The organism is Tyzzerella sp. An114 (assembly GCF_002161055.1).
Lineage (GTDB): Bacteria > Bacillota > Clostridia > Lachnospirales > Anaerotignaceae > Fimicola > Fimicola cottocaccae.
Genome location: NZ_NFLT01000003.1, coordinates 103,655 through 123,647, shown reverse-complemented (window position 1 = coordinate 123,647; position 19,993 = coordinate 103,655). Strand labels below are relative to the sequence as shown.

The window sequence follows — 19,993 nt, the reverse complement described above, 5'->3', positions numbered from 1 at the left end:
CGAACCTGCTCCCTGAGTTTCGCAGGAATAAAAGTGCGACGGTATCCCCCGTTAAAAGGTTTTGAGAGGATATTTTTTTATATTTTAAAAAATATCAATTAGGGTGGCACCGCCGAAAATTTACCTTGGTCCCTTTTTTGTTGGGATGAAGGCTTTTTTTATGTTTAAAATTTTTGAGAGGAGTTTTTAAAATGGCAAAAGACAAAAAATTTGTTTCTTCCATAACAGATATGGAAGTTGATTTTCCACAGTGGTATACAGACGTTGTTAAAAAAGCTGAACTTGTAGACTATTCAAGTGTTAGAGGTTGTATGGTTATAAAACCTTACGGCTATGCTATATGGGAACTTATACAGAAAGAGCTTGACAGAAGATTTAAAGAGACAGGACATGAAAATGTATATATGCCTATGTTCATTCCTGAAAGCCTTCTTCAGAAAGAGAAAGACCACGTTGAAGGTTTTGCTCCTGAGGTTGCTTGGGTAACTCACGGTGGTGAAAACAAGCTTACAGAAAGACTTTGTGTTCGTCCTACATCTGAAACACTTTTCTGTGAACACTATTCAAATATAATACAGTCTCATAGAGACCTTCCTAAACTCTACAATCAGTGGTGTTCTGTTGTAAGATGGGAAAAAACAACAAGACCATTTTTAAGAACAATGGAATTCTTATGGCAGGAAGGACACACAGCTCATGCAACAGCTGAGGAAGCACAGGAAGAAACAATTAAAATGCTTAATGTATATTCTGACTTCTGTAACGATATTCTTGCAATACCTGTTGTAAAAGGTGAAAAAACAGCAAAAGAGCGTTTTGCAGGTGCAAAGGCTACATACACAATAGAAAGCCTTATGCATGACGGAAAAGCTTTACAGTCAGGTACAAGCCATAACTTTGGTGATGGTTTTGCTCATGCTTTTGATATTCAGTACACAGACAAAGAAAACAAACTCCAGTATGTTCATCAGACATCATGGGGTATGACAACACGTCTTATAGGTGCAATAATAATGGTACATGGTGACAACAGTGGTCTTGTTCTCCCTCCAGCAGTAGCTCCTATACAGGTTGTAATTGTTCCTGTTGCACAGCAGAAACCAGGTGTTCTTGATAAAGCCTATGAACTTAAAGAAAGACTTGCAAATATTGCAAGAGTTAAAGTTGATGATACAGACCGTTCTCCAGGTTGGAAATTCTCTGAATATGAAATGAAAGGTGTTCCTGTAAGACTTGAAGTAGGTCCTAAAGATATTGAAAACAATCAGGTTGTACTTGCTAGACGTGACACAGGAGAAAAGACTGTTATTTCTATGGACGAACTTGAAACAAAAGTTAAAGAGCTTATTGATGATATTCAGAAAAACCTTCTTGAAAAAGCAAGAGCTTCCCGCGACAGCAAAACATATGTTGCAAAGAACATGGAAGAGTTTGAAAAGACAATAAACGAAACTCCAGGATTTATAAAAGCTATGTGGTGTGGAGACCAGGTTTGTGAGGATGCTATAAAAGAAAAAACAGCTGCAACATCAAGATGTATTCCTTTTGAACAGGAAGAACTTTCAGATACTTGTGTATGCTGTGGAAAGAAAGCAAAACATATGGTTTACTGGGGTAGAGCATATTAATAAATATTCTTCAAAAATAAAAGAAGCTGCATTTTGCAGCTTCTTTTTTATGTGCCAAAATATAAATTTGTCAAGTCAACAGAGTTTTTAAGATATTTTTTAAAAGTATAGTTTATAGCTCTGTTGTCAAGTTGTGGAATATCACAAAATACATTTGAAAGAGACTTATAATTGTTCCATTTATATGAATGTTTTAAATAAATAATACTTTTTTATTATTTTCTGTATATTATATATATTTTATATATTAATCAGTTACTATATAAAAAGCCTGCTGTCACAAAATAGGACAACAGGCTTAAATCCCATTATTTTATTTGATCAAATTTTATCTAAAGTATACTATACCTTTTTCATCATCCATAGAATCCACAATAGCAAGAGACTCAAGACGTAAACCTTTTTCACGTATAATGTCTCCACCTCTCTGGAAACCTTTTTCTATAACTATTCCTATACCTTCAATAGTTGCCCCTGAACTTTTTACAAGTTCAACAAGACCTTCAAGAGCACAACCATTTGCAAGGAAATCATCTATTATAAGTACTCTATCATCTTTGTTTAAAAATTTCTTTGATACTATTACATCATAAATTTTATTGTGTGTAAAAGACTGAATTTTTGTACTGTAAACTTCTCCATCAATATTTATGCTTTGAGTTTTCTTTGCAAAGACAACTGGTGCATTATCAAAATACTGAGCAACAATACAAGCAATACCTATTCCAGAAGCTTCTATTGTAAGTATTTTATTAATATTGCAGTCAGCAAATCTTCTCTTGAACTCTTTTCCTATTTCTTCAAAAAGTTCTATGTCCATTTTGTGATTGAGAAAACTATCAACCTTTAATACGTTTCCTTTTTTTACAACACCGTCTTTTAAAATTCTATCTTTTAATAACTGCATATAAACGTACCCCTCTATAAATTTTAATATATTATTTTATTGTTAAATGGTATTATACTATAATATATATTTTTATTTCAATAAATAATATGAATTTTTATTTTTTGACAACATTATTTATATAAAATATAATTATTCTAAAAGGAGGTTTTAATTTTATGGAAGAATTCAACTATGATACAATGATAGGACTCACTGAAGAAGATAATGATGCTATAAGATTTCATATGGAAATGGGTTATCCTTTATTCATTGATAATGAAGGCAGAGTGTGGAATGAAAGTGAAATATATGTAGCTGATGCAAAAATAGTTTCCAACGGAAAGGGTATTTTTTGGAACAGTCCTTATTAAATAAAAAAGGTATCTGTAAATTTACAGATACCTTTTATTATTTTATACTAATTATTCTGCACTTTCCTCTGCAATTGAAGGTGTGAAAGGATTTTTATTAGCTCTTCCTGCCTCTGTTGCAACATAAGCCATAAGCTCGTTATATATTGTATCAGCTTTTTCCATAGCATCATCAGCAATACTCATTCCAAGTTCTGTTGCATATTTTTCAGCTGTTGTTATCTGATTTTCTTCATATAAATCAATTAAAACTTTGTCTGTTTCTTCCTGTTTTGCAATAAGTTCATCTTCATATTTGCTCCAGAAATCTCTTACACTCTGACCATATTTTTCTCTGTTAAGTTCAGCAAGAGTTGAAAGACCTCTAAATTTCCAATATGCAGAATTGCTATCATAATCAGCTGTTTTAACTTTATATTCTTCATTTGTGTCTGTTATATTTCCGTATGTAGGAAGATATACAGAATGTTCAGCATTTCCCATTGCAAGCCACATTAAACCGCCTAAATCTGTTGGGTATTCATCTTTAAACTGAAGTATATGACATTCAGCCTGTCTCTCTGTTCCTATAACACGAACTTCATCTGTTGCAGTTTCAGGGTCACGTTCTGTTCCCTCATATCTGTATCTCTGTAATTCCATAACATCTTTGAGAGATATTTTTTCAGAAGGTTTAAAGAAAAGTGGGAACACTTCTGCATCATAAGGTATATTAAGTTCTGGAGCAAGGAAGTTTATTCCTCCCCAAAGTCTGTCTCTGTTACCTGTTTCAAGTTCTTCACCATAAGAGAGAGCAGCGTGGAATTTTCCATTATATTCTTTATAAAAACCGTTCTCTTTTGCAAAATCTATAAGGTCATCAGATGCTATAACATTTTCTGTGTCTGAAAGGTCTACATAATCAAGCATAAAGCAGTTAGGGAATACAGAAACAACATTGTCAGGCATTTTTATAGCTGCATAGTGATGTCCTGTATATATCTCAACATACCAAGCTTCATTTTTATCAGCAATCATAAGAACATTACCCTCAGCAGAACCCTGTGTTTCAACTATTGAAGCAATAAGCTCAACGCCTTCTCTTGCAGTTTTAACACGAGGAAGAACTATTGTAGGTATATTAGCCTCACGAAGACCATCAGATACAAGCGGGTCAGCAGCAAGAGCAGCCTCATTTGCACTGGCTGATACAGTTGCATCAACAGCAACACCATGTTCATTAAATCCTATTTCTGCATATATACCATCATCTTCAACTTCTGAATCTGGTACAGCTGTATATTTATACGCTTCTTTTGGCTGTGGATATTTAAAACCTGTCTGTTCATCAACAAAGTATTCACCGTTTTTATAAGTAGTAGCAGGAATAACCTCAAATCTCTTAGTGTGTCCTCCTCCTATATCTTCTGTTCTTGCAACCATTCTACTTCCGTCTTCTGACATATATTTTCCAACATATGTACCTGTACAAGCAAACACAGGCATAGCAGATGTTAAAGCCATTGCAAGTGCAATAACCCCTGAAATTAATTTTTTCATCTTAAATCCCCCTTAATATTTATGCAAAAATCGCTAATAAATATTAAAGCACATTTAATATAAAAAATCAATAGCATTTTTTAATTTTTTCAAAAAACAAAAAGGTACAGAAAATCTGTACCTTAAACTTTATTTTTTTTCAAGTTCTCGTCTTATCCATTCACTTCTAACAGTTGTTTCAATTTTTCCTTCTCTTGTAGCTCTATAAACATAAGCCATATTTACAATAGCTCGACACCACTCATAATCATTTAAAAGACTTTCAGCAACATACCAATTTTCAAGAGAACTTCTGTCCCTTGATACAAGATAAATTCTAAAAGATATATTTCTCACAAAATTTATGTATTCATAGGCAGATTTATTTTTCTTGATAATTTCCTCAAGTTTTATTATAGATATAATGTCATTCTGTTCAAGATATAATGCTATATTCTCACAACAGTACCAGAGGTCAAGAGCTGAATTATGTCTTGTTTTCTCCCACAAAAGATATGATGCAACCTTTGTGCTTTCAGATAAAATATTTTTCATAAAAGTTCCCCCTATACAAATTAAATTACTCTATATTACCGAGGCTGGTTTCAGCATTTTTATATTGGTTTGATTGTGGAAATTCTGATATAATTCTTTGATAATAACTTTTAGCTGTGTCAATATCTCCATTATTCTCGGCTATTTTTCCAAGATAATATATTGCATCATCAACAAAATTTTCACCGTTTGCAAATTTAAGACAATTTTCAAGGTTTATTTTTGCTTCATTATAATTATTACTCAAAAAATCAGATTTTCCTTTATTATAAAAACTCTGAGAAGCTTTTGGATAAACACTCTCCACAAGTGTATCATACTGTAATTTTTCTTTTTCTGCAAGATACTCAGGTTTAATTTCCAAAATTTTTACAGCACATTCTTCATAATTATTTTCAGCCTCAAGATTTAAGGCTTCCTTCACCAACGCTGTATTTTCTTGAGTATATAAAATATTTTGATTTTTCTCAAGTTGTTTTTTCAAATTTTCATTTTCTGCTTTAAGATTTTCTATTTCCAAAGTTTTTTCATCTGTTTCTGTTGATGTAATCTGTTCTATTTGATTTTTAAGATTTATAATCTCGTTGTCTCTTGTATCAATCATTGAAGGCAACAAAAGAGCCATTACAACAGCAGCCGAACAAAAAGCTCCTGTAATAAAAGCTATAATCTCACCTTTCTTTATAAATCTTTTTTTATACTCTTTATAGGGCAGAGAATTTTTAGCTTTTTTTCTTGAACTGACATTTTCAATTTCATCATCATAATAATCAATTTGTGATTTCTTAGACTTTGAAGGACTCAAAATATTTAACTCAACTAAATATTTTAGTGCTTTTTCATTTTTTCTTTCTCTTTTTAAAAGTCTGTTTAAATATTTTCTTGCCAGACTATATTTCTTTATTTTTATGTAACAAAGAACAAGCAAATTATATGCCTCTATAAGTTTAGGATTGACACTTACAGCCTTTTTAAGCTGTATTATAGCAAGGTCAATTGTATCCTGTTTTGCATATATAATAGCTTGATTATACATATGTACTGCATCATTCATTTTATCCATTTCACGAGGATTTTTATAAACTTTGTCTATATATGTTTTTGCTGGATTGTTTTCTTTTTTAATTGATGAACTTACAATCCATTCTTTTAAAGCATTTCCAATTCTGCCTCTCTCAAAATATACAAGTCCCAAAAGATTTCTTGCAGTTACATTATATTTATTAAACATTACACTATGTTCAAGAAATTTTTCAGCAGAAGCCATATCTCCTTTCTTTGCCATATCAAGTCCTTTATTATAAAGTTTAATTGAAGCATTTATTGTTTTATTATATAAATATATATCGGCATTACAATGAGGACAGATATTTCCAAAGCTGAAAGATTTCCCGCAGTTTGGACATTTCATAAAATATATCTCTCCTTACTTTATCACTTACTTTTTAAATCATTCTGTTTTGATATATAAGAAAGCATATCAAGAATATCCTGAAATTCTTCGGTATGTATGGAATTTTCTATGTTTTCCATTTCCATCATAGGCTGATATTTTTCAAGTTCACTTTTGAAATCAATCATATATTAAACCTCCCATAAAAATAAGAGTATTATACTATTATAATTTTAAAATTTTTCTTATTTCTCCAACCATATAAAGAGAACCGGAACATATTATGACTCCATTTTCTTCTGTTATGCTTTTAGCAAGTTCAACAGCTTTTTTAATACTTTTCTCTTTAAATACAGACTTATTATAACCAGATAAAGTTTCACTAAGTTTTTCAATATTAAGTTTTCTTATACTTTCAGGTTCTGTTATTACAACTTTATGAACAACAGGCATAATAAGTTCTATCATTTTTTTATATTCTTTATCTCCCAAAACACCTAAAACAAGGGTTATATTTTTATTTTCAAAATATCTTTTTATGGACTTTGAAAGCATATCTATTCCCCCGGCATTATGAGCACCATCTATTATAATCAATGGATTTTCAGAACATATCTCCATTCTTCCATTCCATTTTGTATTTTCTAGTCCCTTTATTATATTTTCATAAGACAATTTTATTCCTCTGTCTTTTAATGCTTTACACATTGTGAGAACAAAAACACAATTATAAGGCTGATATTCTCCAAGAAGATTTAATTTTATATTTTCATAGTCACAATATTTATTTTTAACTGAAAAAACAGTACCTTCAATATTTTCACTTTTTATATTTATACCTATATCCTCAGTATAATAAAAAGGAGCATTTCTATCAAAAGCAATATTTTTTACAACATTATAAACTTCATCACTTTGAGAATACAAAACAACAGGGCAATCTTTCTTTATTATACCACTTTTTTCAAAGGCTATCTCTGAAAGTGTATTGCCAAGATAAGCTGTATGGTCAAAACTTATTGAGGCTATGCCACACACAACAGGTTTTTCAACAATGTTTGTAGCGTCAAATCTTCCTCCAAGTCCCACTTCCAAAACAACAAAATCAACATTCTCATCATTGAAATAACAAAATCCTAAAGCTGTAAGTATCTCAAATACTGTTGGTCTGCCATATTCACATTTTGTCATTTCATCACATACAGATTTTATCTTCAATGTATAATATACAAATTTTTCATCTGAAATACATTCATTGTTTATGATAAATCTTTCATTGTATTTATCAAGATGAGGAGATGTATATAAACCTACTTTATATCCTTCCTCTATTAGTATATTACTAATCATAGAACAGGAAGAACCTTTTCCGTTTGTTCCTGCAATATGTATTATATTTAGATTTTTATGAGGATTTCCCAACTTTTCAAGAAGTTGTTCCATTCTTTTAAGTCCCGGTTTTTCTGTGCTTACGCTTCCGTTTTCTATATAAAAAACGGCATCTTCATAATTCAATTTAATTCCTCCAAAAAATATTTTATCTGAATAATTATTATACAATAGTAATAATAAAAATGAAAGACCTTGAAACTATTATGTCACAAGGTCTTTGATGTATTTTTAGGTATTTCAGTTTATTTATTGATTTAAAAATTCTTTTATAAAATCTTCTTCTGTTATTATAGGTATTCCCAATTCTTTTGCTTTTTTATTTTTTGATGACTCTGAAAGTATATCGTTGTTTATCAAATAGTTAGTTTTTTTTGTGACACTACCTGTAACTTTTCCTCCAAGACTTTCAATTTTATTTTGAAGTTCTTTTCTATTTGTAAAATTATTAAGGTCACCTGTTATTACAAATGTTTTGCCATTTATATTGCTGTTTTCAGTTTCTTCAGATATTTCAACAGTATTAAAACTTACTATTTTTAATATTTTATTTAAAAGCTCTCTATTTTTATTATCAGCAAAATATGAAACTATGCTATGAGCTATTATATCCCCAAAACCATCTATATTTATAAGTTCATCTTGAGAAACTTCAAAAATTTTATTTATATCATAATTTATGTTTTTGCATAAAAGCTTAGCATTGCTAAGTCCTACATGATTTATGCCCAGGGCATATATAAAATTAGGAAGTTCGGTATTTTTTGATTTTTCTATGGACTCTATAAGATTATTATAAGATTTCTCTCCAAAACCTTCCATATTTTTAATATCATCAGCATATTTATAAAGAGAATATATATCTGTGTAATCAGATATAAAGCCCTTTTCAACAAACTTTTTGATAGTTTCCTCTGAAAGCCCCTCAATATTCATAGCGTCCCTTGAAACGAAATGGGATAAAGAGCGTATTCTTTGGGCGGAACAGTTTGGATTTGTACAGTATAAAGCTTTTCCGTCACGTATACTTCTTATTTCCGTCTCTCCGTTACATACAGGGCAATTTTTAGGTATTTCACAATTACCACTTTTAGTGATATTCTCTGCAATCTGTGGTATTATCATATTTGCCTTATAAACTTTTATTGTATCACCTATACCAAGTTTTAAATCCTCCAAAATACTTACATTGTGAACACTGGCACGGTTTACTGTTGTTCCTTCCAATTCAACAGAGTCAAAAACAGCAATAGGATTTATAAGTCCTGTTCTTGATGTATTCCATTCTATTTCTCTTAAAATCGTTTCGGCTGTTTCATCTTTCCATTTAAAAGCTATTGAGTCTTTAGGGAATTTTGCAGTAGTTCCAAGAGAGCTACTATAAGATATACTGTTATATGTCAAAACAAGTCCATCTGATGCGAAATCATTTTCAGGTATTTTGTTTTCAAACTCATAAACACTATCAATTATATTATCACTGTTTACAATTTTATTATAAACTACATCAAATCCCAAAGTTTTAAGCCATAAAAGTTGATTTGATTTCTTATCATCAAAATCAACTCCAAAAGCCTTAAATACAGTGAAAGCATAAAACATAACATTTCTTTTAGATGTTATTTCACTATTAAGCTGTCTTACTGTTCCACTACAAAGATTTCTAGGGTTTTTATAGCTTTCATTTTCATCAAGTTCTTCATTTATTCTCTCGAAATCTGAATAAGATATAATGCCCTCACCTCTTACAATAAGCTCATCTTTATATGATATTTTAAGAGGTATATTTTTAAAAACCTTTGCATTGTGGGTTATATCTTCTCCAACTTCACCATTTCCCCTTGTTATAGCTTGAACAAGTTCACCATTATTATATTTTAATACAATGGTCAAACCGTCAAGTTTCCATGACAAAACACCCTCTTGATTTTCAAGCCATGATTTTAATTTTTCAGGCTCTTTTGTCTTATCGAGAGATAATATTTTTTCATCATGTTTAACCTTTGTAAGATTACTTAAAACAGTGTATCCCACATTTTGAGTAGGACTGTTTGCAAGAATAACGCCTGTATCTTTTTCAATTTTCATAAGTTCATCATAAAGTTTATCATATTCAAAGTCAGACACAAGGCTTTCGTTTTTCTGATAATATGAACGTGAAGCATTATTCAATATATTTATAAGTTCTTTCATTCTTTCCATAAAAGAGCTCTCCTTTTTTATTTGTCATTATTCAGACACTTTTTTAAGTTTTGAAAGACCAGCCATAAATTTTTTAACTCCCTTATCTCCAAAACTTACTTCAACTTCAAAATCAGCACCACCAGGAGTTATACTTTTAACTGTTCCTATGCCATATTTAGGAGCTCTTACTTTATCTCCCACTTCATATTCAAGAGTAACATTTTTAGGTGAAGGCATAGAATTTGAAACAGGTTTCTTTTGTATACCAGATAAGCCTCCATAAGGTGTTGGTCTTGTAAATGTAGGTTTTATTTTCATTTCTGATTTTCTTATATAATCACTAACCTCTGAAGACTGAGCTTTTATAGGCATTTCAACAAGTTCCATAGGTATTTCTTTTAAAAATCTTGAAATAGCATTATACTGTGTTATTCCATGTTGCATTCTACTTTTTGCATGAACAAGGAAAAGTTCTTCTTTAGCTCTTGTTATACCTACATAACAAAGACGTCTTTCCTCCTCCATATCGTCATTTGTTCCATACATCATTACACGATAGCTAGGGAACATTCCTTCTTCCATACCTACTATAAACACATAAGGAAATTCAAGACCTTTTGCACTATGCATTGTCATTAAAGAAACACAATCGTCATCTTCATTATAATTATCTATATCAGCAACAAGGGCTATATCTTCCAAAAATCCTCTTAAAGAAGGTTCATCAGCATTTTTTTCATACTCTGAAGCCTTTGAGACAAATTCATCTATATTTTCAATTCTAGCTAAAGCCTCATCTGTTCCTTCATCTTCAAGAATTTGAACGTATCCTGTTTTTGTTATAACAGAGTCTATAAGCTCTGGAACTGATAAGTTTTCAGCGTCCTCCTCAATTGATTTCATAACTTCATAAAATTCTTTAAATTTCTTAGCTCTCGTTTTAAGGTCTGTTATTTCATCAATATGAGACATAGCTTCATAAAGACTTATATTATTTTCAGAGGCAAAAACTTCAACTTTATCAATAGAAGCTTCTCCAAGTCCTCTTTTAGGTACATTTATAATTCTCTTTAATGCTATTGTGTCAGCAGGATTTGCTATAACTTTTAAATATGAGAGTATATCTTTAATCTCTTTTCTCTCATAGAAACGTACACCGCCAAAAAGTCTATATGGTATACTCTTTTTAACAAAACAATCTTCCAAAGCTCTTGACTGGGCATTAGCACGATATAAAACTGCAAAATCTTTATATTTTCTCTCGCCTTTAACAGCAAGCTCATTTATTTTATCAGCAACAAATCTTGCTTCATCATACTCATTGTCAGCTTTTTTAACATGAATTATACTTCCCTTGTCATTTTCAGTCCAAAGAGTTTTATCTTTTCTCTTTGTGTTGTTGTGTATAACAGAGTTTGCAGCGTCAAGTATAGTTTTTGTTGAACGATAATTCTGTTCAAGTTTTATAACTTCTGTATTTTGGAAATCTTTTTCAAACTCAAGTATATTTCTTATGTTTGCACCTCTCCAACCATATATACTCTGGTCGTCATCACCTACAACACATATATTTTTATATTTTTCAGACAACATTCTAACAAGCTCATACTGTGAAGTGTTTGTATCCTGATACTCATCAACCATTATATACTTAAATTTATCCTGATAATATTCAAGAACATCAGGATTTGTTCTAAATAATTGTACAGTTTTATATATAAGGTCGTCAAAGTCAAGGGCGTTATTCTCTTTTAAAAGTTTCTGATATATTCTATAAGCCTTTGCAAAACGAACTTTTCTTATATCTTTATCAGTTTTTTTCTCGTAATCTTCCCAAGAAACAAGCTCCTCTTTCTGTTTGCTTATCTCAGCAAGAGCCATTTTTATGCTAAATGTCTTATCCATAATGCTAAAGTTAAGACGTTTAAAAACTTCTTTCATCATTTTTTCTTGGTCATCTGTGTCATATATTGAAAAATCTCTGCTGTAATCTATTTTGTCAATATCTCGTCTCAAAATTCTTACACAAGTTGAATGGAATGTACTAACCCATATATCTTGATCCTTATCACCTATAAGACCATTTACACGTTCACGCATTTCTTTTGCCGCTTTATTTGTAAATGTTATAGCAAGTATATTCCAAGGTTTAACACCATTTTCTATAAGATGAGCAATTCTTACAGTCAAAGCACCTGTTTTACCTGAACCAGCACCAGCAAGAACAAGAACAGGACCTTCTGTTTTTAAAACAGCTTTCTGCTGCATTGGATTTAATCTATCAAAACCTATCATATTTTATCTCCCATTAAAATTTTTTACAAATAAATAGGAAGTTTGATTCATATCAATACTTCCTTATTATTCTTATTCTATTTCGTTTTTAAATTATAACTGTTCGTTGTTATTTTCTTTCTGTTTTTTAACTCTCTCTATGGCAAGACGATAGCCATCAGTACCATAATTTAATGCTCTGTTTACTCTACTTATTGTGGCAGTTGAAGCACCTGTTTTCTCTGCAATCTCTATATATGTTTTTTTTGCGTCGAGCATTTGAGCAACTTCCATTCTCTGGGCTATTGCCTGAATTTCATGGACAGTACAGAGGTCCTCAAAAAGACGATAACATTCATCCAATGTATTCATACTTAATATACATTCAAACAGTTTATCTGTAAGTTCATTTTTTATTTTGCTATTCATATTTACCACCTTACACTCTATTGATATTTATATATTAACATTATAAAGTGTTAAAGTAAAGAAGTATCGAAATAAAATTATTTTAATTTTCTGAATGAATTTTTGAATTTTTCAACAGAAGTATTAAGTATAAGTTCCTCTGGGAAATCTATTTCATTAAGGAATTTTTCACAAAGTGAAAAGTCACCTATTTCAAGATAAAAATGTGAGTCTGTACCCATAACTATTGGCATAGATTTTTTCTTACACATAAGAGCTATTTCTTTCATAATAATATCACTTCCCTTTCTTGAACCGTCAGGTCTTAAAGAAGCGTTATTTATCTCTATAAGTGTTCCTGTTCTCTCACAAGCATCAACAACATCTTTTACACAAAAAGGATATCTTGGGTCTCCTGGATGTCCTAAAATATCAATATATTTATTTTCACAGGCTTTAATATATGCGTTTGTATTCTCCTCCATATTTCCCGGTTTTATGCAAGGTATATGAAGGCTTGCTATTGCAATATCAAGTTTTTTAAGTGAATATTCTTCAAGGTCAATATTTCCATCATAGTCAATAATATTAAGCTCTGCACCTTTTAATATTTCAACATCATGAAGTTTTTTAGGTAAAATTTTAAGATTATTAAAATGGAATTTTTGAGGAGCTCCAAGCATACTTGGTGCATGGTCTGTCATGGCTATAAGTTCCATGCCTATTGATTTTGCATATCTGGCATTTTCATCAAGGGTACTGTAAGCGTGACCACTTGATACAGTATGGGTGTGTATATCAACAATATATTTCAAAATCATCATTTCCTTCTATAATATTATTTTTTGCATAAAAATTATACCATAATATATATTTTAAGTACAAACACAAAAAAGCAAATTCAAAAAAGAATTTGCTTTTTTAACATTATTAACATGAAGTTTATTATATCTTATCATAGAAATAACTATTATGAAGTATTTCTTCAATTTTTTCATAATCTTTATTTTCTAATATCTCATAAATATTTTTATGGGCTTTTAAAAGTTCTTCTTTGTGACCGTTTTTAATCATTGATGTTACCGTCTGAAGTCTTAAACTGTAAGTGAGAGTTCTTACAACAGAATTTATTTTTTTAATAAGAGAGTTATGAACCATATCTGATATGGCATCATGAAATTCGTTATCTAATTTAAAAACTTTGTCTATGTCAACATCATCAGTAATAAGAACTTCTTCAAGCTCATTATATTTAGATTTTAAAAATTCAATATCTTTTTCAGTACTCTTTACAACGGCTGACCGCATAATATCTTGTTCCATAACTTCTCTAAGTTCTTTAAGCTCTACATAAGAATCATCATCGCCTAATATTATGCCATATATCATAGGGTCTATCATTGACTCTGTAAAACCACTTCTAACAAATGTACCATCAGCTCGTTTTATTTCCAAAACTCCAAGATAAACAAGAATTTTTATAGCTTCACGTATAGAATTTCTTCCAACGCCAAAAGTCTCTGACATTTCAACTTCAGTTGGTATTTTATCTCCTGGTTTTAAAGCACCTGAAAGCATAGCTTCTGTTAACCTGTCTATAACTTGCTGCACAACTGATTCTTTGTTAATAGGTTTTAAAAGTACATCTTTTTCTTTTCTTGTCATAAACAATCCAACCTACCTTTTTAACATGACGTTTTTGTTTAATAATATTATAATAATATTATAATATTATTTTACCATGTTCTCAATACAAAAAATAAGTCATACAACAAACTTTATAAATATTGGTTATTTTGATATTGATTTACATAGCTTCAATGCGTCAAAATCTATTGTTTTTTTCATTGAAAGAGCTTCTTTTATATCAAAATCAACTACCTTATCTCTTTGTATAGCTACAACTCTGTTACATTTACCATTCATTAAAAGCTCAACAGCATAATGTCCCATTTTTGCTGCATAAACTCTGTCAAGCATTGTTGGAGAACCGCCCCTTTGTATATGACCTAAAACAGTTATTCTTGACTCAATTCCTGTTTTTTTCTCAATTATATCAGCAATAGTTTTAACATCAATGTTACAACCTTCTGATACAACTATTATATGATGAGTTTTTCCCTGTTTTTTTCTTGCTATTATATTTTCACAAACATCCTTTTCCACATCAAATTTCATCTCCGGAACAAGAACATCAGCCGCACCAACTGCAAGACCTACATCAAGAGCGAGAAAACCTGCTTCTCTCCCCATTACTTCTATTATACTACATTTTTCATGACTTCTGGCAGTGTCCCTAAGTCTATCTATGGCTTCAACAGCAATATTACAAGCTGTGTCAAAGCCAATTGTATAATCAGTACATTTTATATCATTATCAATTGTTCCCGGTATACCTACTGTTGGAAGACCTTCATTACAAAGTTTTATAGCTCCATTAAAAGAACCGTCTCCTCCTATTACAATAAGTCCTTCAATTCCAATTTCTTTTGCTTTTTCAACAGCTTTCTTTATACCTTCCGGCTGAAAAAATTCTTTACATCTAGCTGTATAAAGTACTGTTCCTCCTTTTTGTATAATATCAGATACAAAGTTGCTATTTATTTCAACAACATCACCCTTAAGCAAACCATTGTATCCTCTATTTATACCTATAACACGCATACCATTGTTGATTGCTGTCCTTGCCGCCGACCTTATAGCGGAATTCATTCCTGGTGCATCTCCGCCACTTGTCAATATTCCTATGGTTTTCATTACATTTCCTCCATAAAAAATATATCCTGCAAATATTTGAGGCTTTTTATATGAATTTCTCAGAATAGGTAAAGGGTTATTTAATGGTATTTAAAATATTTGCAGGATTTTGAGGTTTATATAAAATTAAGGTTTAATTTTTGTTTATAAGGATTAATCCATGTGTGAACCACCGTTGATGTCGATTTCTTCACCTGTTATATAGCTTGCTTCTTTTGATGCAAGGAATACAATTGCGTTTGCAACTTCCTGTGTTTCTCCAGGACGTCCCATTGGGATACCATCGATAACTTTATCTGCATCCTCTTTTGCCATTGATTTCCAAATTTCTGTGTTAATTAATCCAGGACAAACGCTGTTTATTGTAACACCGTCAGCTGAGATTTCTCTTGAAAGGTTCTTTGAGAATGCAAGTACAGCAGCTTTTGATGCTGAGTAATGTGCTCCACCAAATACTCCGCCACCTCTCTTACCTGATACAGATGAAAGGTTTACAATTCTACCATATTTTGCTTCTCTCATAGGTTTCATACAAGCCTGTGTACAAAGGAATAATCCAAACATATTTACATTGAATATTCTCTTCATATCATCAAGTGTCATGTCTTCAACAGTTACTTTCTGTGAAATACCTGCATTGTTTACAAGAACGTCAATTCTTCCATATTTGTCCATAACTGTTTTAACCATGTTATCAACAGACTCTTTATCTGTTACATTAAGTTCGATACCAAAAGCTTTTCCGCCTTCACTCTCGATTTCAGCAACTGTATTTTTTACACCTTCTGTGTTCATATCAGCGATAATAACTGTTCCACCCTGTTTTGCAAATGTTTTTGCTATTGTTTTACCAATTCCTTTTGGTGAGCCACTACCTGTTACAATGATTACCTGTCCATTAAAATCTAACATAATTATATTTCCTCCTTAAACATATATATTATATTATACATTCTACATATTATATTTTATATAAACTGCATTACATAGGATGTATTTTGTCATTAAATAAGTTCTTTAGCTGTTTTTACAACATCCTCAACTGTTACACCATTCATTGCAAGAAGTCTTTCATATGGTGCAGACTGTCCAAACTGATCCTGGATACCGATACGTCTTACAATACCTTTTCCTCTTTCTGCTACAACTTCACTTACTGCACTTCCAAGACCATTTAATATATTGTGGTCTTCAATTGTTATAATCTTTCCAATTTCGTCAATACATTTATTTACTATATCTGTATCAAGAGGTTTGATTGTATGCATATCAATAACTGTTGCTGCAATACCTTCTTTTGCAAGTTCTTCAGCAGCTTTTAAAGCTATAACAACAGTGTCACCATTTGCTATAATAGCAATGTCTTTTCCTTCTTTTAATGTGTTTGCTTTTCCAATAATAAATTCAGCATCTTCATCATAAATTACAGGTATAGCATCTCTTGTAAATCTGAGGTAGCATGGTCCATACATTTCAGCAGCTGCTGCTGTAAGTTTTTTAGCTGCAACATAGTCAGCTGGCATAATAACTGTCATGTTAGGGATTGTTCTTAAAACACCCATGTCCTCAATACTCTGATGACTTGCACCGTCATTTGCAGGTGTAACACCACCATGAGAACAAGCTATTTTTACATTAAGATTAGGATAACAAATTTCCTGTCTTATCATTTCACACATTCTTAATGAACCAAATACTGCATAAGTTACTACAAAAGGAATTTTTCCACAAGTTGCCATACCAGCTGCAACACCTGCACCATTTTGCTCTGCAATACCTACATTAATATGCTGTTTTGGAAGTTCTTTTGCAAAGTTTGTTGTTTTACAAGATTTTCCGATATCAATATCAACTACAAATATATCTTTATTTCTTTTTCCTAATGTAACTATTTCCTCGCCAAAACCGTCTCTAGTAGCTTTTTTTATTTCGCTCATATTCATATCCTCCTATTCTATATCAAAAAATGATTAAATCATCTGTGCGTCAAGCTCTTTCATTGCCTGTTCATACTCATCTTTGTTTGGTGCAACACCATGCCATGAACAAACATTTTCCATGTATGAAACGCCTTTACCTTTGATTGTGTGGGCAAATATACATTTTGGTTTTCCGTTTTTAGCTTCTCTTATTTTGTCAAGAGTATCAACTATCTGCTGCATATCATTTCCATCAATTTCATAATTTTCAAAGCCGAAAGCTTCAAATTTCTTTCCAAGGTCGATATTTGGCATAACTTCATCACAAGTTCCGTCAATCTGAAGATTGTTATTGTCAACAAAAACTATAAGGTTATCAAGTTTATATTTGTTTGCTGTCTGAGCAGCTTCCCAAATTTCACCTTCCTGAGCTTCACCGTCTCCAACAACTACAAATGTTCTGTAATCTTTTTCATCAGTTTTAGCACATATTGCCATACCTACTGCACAAGCAAGTCCCTGTCCTAAAGAACCTGTTGAAATATCAATACCAGGGCATTTTTTCATATCAGGATGTCCCTGTAATATTGAGCCTTCCTGTCTAAGAGTATGAAGAACATCAAGTGGGAAATATCCTAATGTTGCAAGAGCTGCATACTGTATTGGGCAAACATGACCTTTTGATAAAACAAATCTGTCTCTGTCTTCCCATTTAGGATTTTTAGGGTCAATGTTCATTTCTCTAAAATAACAAGCTGTAACGAAATCTGCTGCTGATAATGAACCGCCCGGATGACCTGACTGAGCTTCATAAATCATTGTTACTGCTTTTTTTCTTAAATCTGTTGCAATGTTTTTCAATTCGTTTACACTAATGTTTTTCATATAAATTCACCTCATTAAATATATAATTAACAATAAATTTTTACACAAATATTAATGATATTGCTGGGATGTATGTAACGAGAAGGAGCACTATCAGTGATGCTATAATAAGGGGAACAACAGCGACAGAAATCTCCTTCAAGCTACACTTAGCTATACCGCAGGCAACATAAAGGTTAACTCCAACAGGAGGAGTTACAAGGCCGATAGCAAGGTTTACTATCATTACAACTCCAAGGTGAACAAGGTCTATTCCAAGACTCTGTGCAACCGGAACGAAGAGCGGAACAAATATATAAAGCGCTGATGTTGAATCAAGGAAACAGCCTGCGATAAGAAGTATTACATTTACTATTATGAAGAATAATATTGTACTTCCGCCGGTTACATTTATTAACGCTTCATTTATCGCCACGTCAATTCTCGCTCTTGTAAGTATATATGCAAAAACACTGGCAGCAGCTGTTATGAGCATAACTGTTGCAGTTGTTGATGCCGAATCAACAAGGATATCATAAAATTCTTTTATTTTAACTGTTTTATATATAAATACACCTACAAATAATCCATATACTGCTGAAACTGCAGCTGCTTCTGTTGGTGTGAATATACCACCATATATACCACCAAGTATTATTACTGGCATTAAAAGTCCCCAAAATGCATCTTTAAATGCTTTCCATCTCTGTTTTCCTGATGCTTTAGGAAGTAATTTAAGGTCACTCTTTCCTCCAACATATAAAGCTGTTATTACAAGGGCAAGACCCATTAAAAGACCAGGAAGAACACCTGCAATAAAGAGTGTACCGATTGATGTATCTGATATTGAACCATAAACAACGAATGTTATTGAAGGAGGGATGATAACTCCGATAGCTCCTGCTGCTGACATAAGAGCTGCTGAGAATGCTGGAGAATATCCTACCTTAACCATAGCTGGTATAAGTATAAGTCCTAAAGCTGCAACTGTTGCAGGACCTGAACCTGATATAGCAGCGAAGAAACAAGCAACGATAACACAAACCATAGCAACGCCACCTTTAAGATGACCAACACAAGCCTGAGCAAGGTCTATAAGTTTTTGTGATATTCCGGCTTTTTCCATTATATTACCGCCAAGTATAAAGAAAGGTATTGCCAAGAGAACGAATTTACTTGTTGATGCTGAAACAAGCTGTGGTAAAGCACCAAGTATAATACTTATTGGTCTACCAGTTCCCTGAATAATCATAGCACCCATACTGGAAATACCAAGACATATTGCAATAGGAGTTCCTATTAAGAGCAGTACCGCAAAGGATATGAACAAAAATGCAGAAACCATAAATTATAATACCTCCTTCTTATCTTCTTCCCCGTTACTCTTTATTTCTTTAATTAAAACCTGAATAAATCTTACTGTAAGGAAAAATGCTCCAATAGGTACAAATGCTCCGAATATCCATTCAGGCCACTGCATACCGGCTGTAACCTGACCTCTTGCAAACTGTCTCTGTACCATAAATATTCCGTAATAACAAACTGTACCACTGAATATAACAGCAAATACATATCCTATTATTTTTAAAACTTTTTGTACAAAAGGATTTACAACGTCAAGAATAACTGTAAGTCCTAAGTGAGCTCCTCTTTTTGCAGCGATTGCAGAACCAAGAAGACTTAAAAGTACAAATAAATATGTTGTAATCTCATCTGTAAATGATAAAGAAGCACTTAAAACGTATCTTGCAATAACATTTATAAATGTTATTATTGTCATAATGCTCAAACAAATAGCACATAAAACTTCTTCGATATTATCTAAAATCTTTTTCAATGTACTA

The 19,993-nt window shown here is 31.7% G+C and carries 19 protein-coding genes and 1 other annotated feature (1 of these 20 only partly in view); of the genes, 2 read left to right on the top strand and 17 right to left on the bottom strand.

Annotation, left to right across the window (positions count from 1 at the left end; genetic code table 11):
- Window positions 1–137, top strand: a binding site (T-box leader) (it extends 82 nt beyond the left edge of the window).
- Between the two features lie 54 nt (window positions 138–191).
- Entirely contained in the window at window positions 192–1,628 is a 1,437-nt protein-coding gene (proS, locus tag B5E58_RS03845) for a proline--tRNA ligase (RefSeq protein WP_088108371.1), read from the top strand.
- Between the two features lie 328 nt (window positions 1,629–1,956).
- Here the strand turns inward: proS and B5E58_RS03840 are convergent, their stop codons facing one another.
- Window positions 1,957–2,535: a xanthine phosphoribosyltransferase gene (locus B5E58_RS03840; protein WP_088108370.1), complete on the bottom strand. Its 579-nt coding sequence runs from the start codon at window positions 2,533–2,535 to the stop codon at window positions 1,957–1,959.
- Between the two features lie 158 nt (window positions 2,536–2,693).
- On the opposite strand from B5E58_RS03840, the gene B5E58_RS03835 reads away from it, so the two are divergent.
- Window positions 2,694–2,888 (top strand): hypothetical protein, encoded by a 195-nt coding sequence (locus B5E58_RS03835; RefSeq protein ID WP_088108369.1) that lies wholly within the window; start codon window positions 2,694–2,696, stop codon window positions 2,886–2,888.
- Between the two features lie 51 nt (window positions 2,889–2,939).
- Here B5E58_RS03835 and B5E58_RS03830 read toward each other — a convergent pair whose 3' ends face one another.
- The 16 genes from B5E58_RS03830 to B5E58_RS03760 form a co-directional block, all read right to left on the bottom strand.
- Window positions 2,940–4,427 carry a C69 family dipeptidase gene (locus tag B5E58_RS03830; protein ID WP_088108368.1) on the bottom strand — a complete coding sequence of 496 codons (1,488 nt, stop codon included), beginning with the start codon at window positions 4,425–4,427 and terminating at the stop codon, window positions 2,940–2,942.
- A 129-nt stretch (window positions 4,428–4,556) separates the two neighbouring features.
- Window positions 4,557–4,961 (bottom strand): hypothetical protein, encoded by a 405-nt coding sequence (locus B5E58_RS03825; protein ID WP_088108367.1) that lies wholly within the window; start codon window positions 4,959–4,961, stop codon window positions 4,557–4,559.
- 25 nt (window positions 4,962–4,986) lie between these two features.
- A complete protein-coding gene (locus B5E58_RS03820; protein ID WP_088108366.1) occupies window positions 4,987–6,372 on the bottom strand; it encodes a tetratricopeptide repeat protein in 1,386 nt (461 codons plus the stop codon).
- 23 nt (window positions 6,373–6,395) lie between these two features.
- Complete coding sequence (locus B5E58_RS13420) at window positions 6,396–6,542, bottom strand: hypothetical protein (RefSeq protein ID WP_158097659.1); 147 nt, start codon at window positions 6,540–6,542, stop codon at window positions 6,396–6,398.
- Window positions 6,543–6,579: 37 nt separating this feature from the next.
- Window positions 6,580–7,869 carry a bifunctional folylpolyglutamate synthase/dihydrofolate synthase gene (locus tag B5E58_RS03815; protein ID WP_088108365.1) on the bottom strand — a complete coding sequence of 430 codons (1,290 nt, stop codon included), beginning with the start codon at window positions 7,867–7,869 and terminating at the stop codon, window positions 6,580–6,582.
- A 123-nt stretch (window positions 7,870–7,992) separates the two neighbouring features.
- Window positions 7,993–9,936 carry an NAD-dependent DNA ligase LigA gene (ligA, locus tag B5E58_RS03810; RefSeq protein WP_334293185.1) on the bottom strand — a complete coding sequence of 648 codons (1,944 nt, stop codon included), beginning with the start codon at window positions 9,934–9,936 and terminating at the stop codon, window positions 7,993–7,995.
- Window positions 9,937–9,972: 36 nt separating this feature from the next.
- Complete coding sequence (gene pcrA, locus B5E58_RS03805; protein WP_088108363.1) at window positions 9,973–12,222, bottom strand: DNA helicase PcrA; 2,250 nt, start codon at window positions 12,220–12,222, stop codon at window positions 9,973–9,975.
- A gap of 93 nt (window positions 12,223–12,315) precedes the next feature.
- Window positions 12,316–12,630: a YerC/YecD family TrpR-related protein gene (locus B5E58_RS03800; RefSeq protein ID WP_088108362.1), complete on the bottom strand. Its 315-nt coding sequence runs from the start codon at window positions 12,628–12,630 to the stop codon at window positions 12,316–12,318.
- A gap of 77 nt (window positions 12,631–12,707) precedes the next feature.
- Window positions 12,708–13,424 carry a phosphatase gene (locus B5E58_RS03795; protein ID WP_088108500.1) on the bottom strand — a complete coding sequence of 239 codons (717 nt, stop codon included), beginning with the start codon at window positions 13,422–13,424 and terminating at the stop codon, window positions 12,708–12,710.
- 130 nt (window positions 13,425–13,554) lie between these two features.
- Window positions 13,555–14,274 (bottom strand): FadR/GntR family transcriptional regulator, encoded by a 720-nt coding sequence (locus tag B5E58_RS03790; protein ID WP_088108361.1) that lies wholly within the window; start codon window positions 14,272–14,274, stop codon window positions 13,555–13,557.
- A 126-nt stretch (window positions 14,275–14,400) separates the two neighbouring features.
- On the bottom strand, window positions 14,401–15,366 hold the full coding sequence (gene pfkA / locus B5E58_RS03785; RefSeq protein WP_088108360.1) for a 6-phosphofructokinase: 966 nt from the start codon (window positions 15,364–15,366) through the stop codon (window positions 14,401–14,403).
- 153 nt (window positions 15,367–15,519) lie between these two features.
- Entirely contained in the window at window positions 15,520–16,278 is a 759-nt protein-coding gene (locus B5E58_RS03780; protein ID WP_088108359.1) for an SDR family NAD(P)-dependent oxidoreductase, read from the bottom strand.
- 92 nt (window positions 16,279–16,370) lie between these two features.
- Window positions 16,371–17,303, bottom strand: a complete 933-nt coding sequence (locus B5E58_RS03775) for a transketolase family protein (RefSeq protein WP_206608547.1) — start codon at window positions 17,301–17,303, stop codon at window positions 16,371–16,373.
- Window positions 17,304–17,336: 33 nt separating this feature from the next.
- Complete coding sequence (locus tag B5E58_RS03770; protein ID WP_088108357.1) at window positions 17,337–18,170, bottom strand: transketolase; 834 nt, start codon at window positions 18,168–18,170, stop codon at window positions 17,337–17,339.
- A gap of 40 nt (window positions 18,171–18,210) precedes the next feature.
- The gene (locus B5E58_RS03765; protein ID WP_088108356.1) at window positions 18,211–19,494 is read right to left on the bottom strand and encodes a TRAP transporter large permease; all 1,284 of its coding nucleotides are present in this window, start codon (window positions 19,492–19,494) and stop codon (window positions 18,211–18,213) included.
- A 3-nt stretch (window positions 19,495–19,497) separates the two neighbouring features.
- Window positions 19,498–19,986, bottom strand: a complete 489-nt coding sequence (locus tag B5E58_RS03760) for a TRAP transporter small permease (protein ID WP_242956588.1) — start codon at window positions 19,984–19,986, stop codon at window positions 19,498–19,500.
- Window positions 19,987–19,993 lie beyond the last annotated feature (7 nt).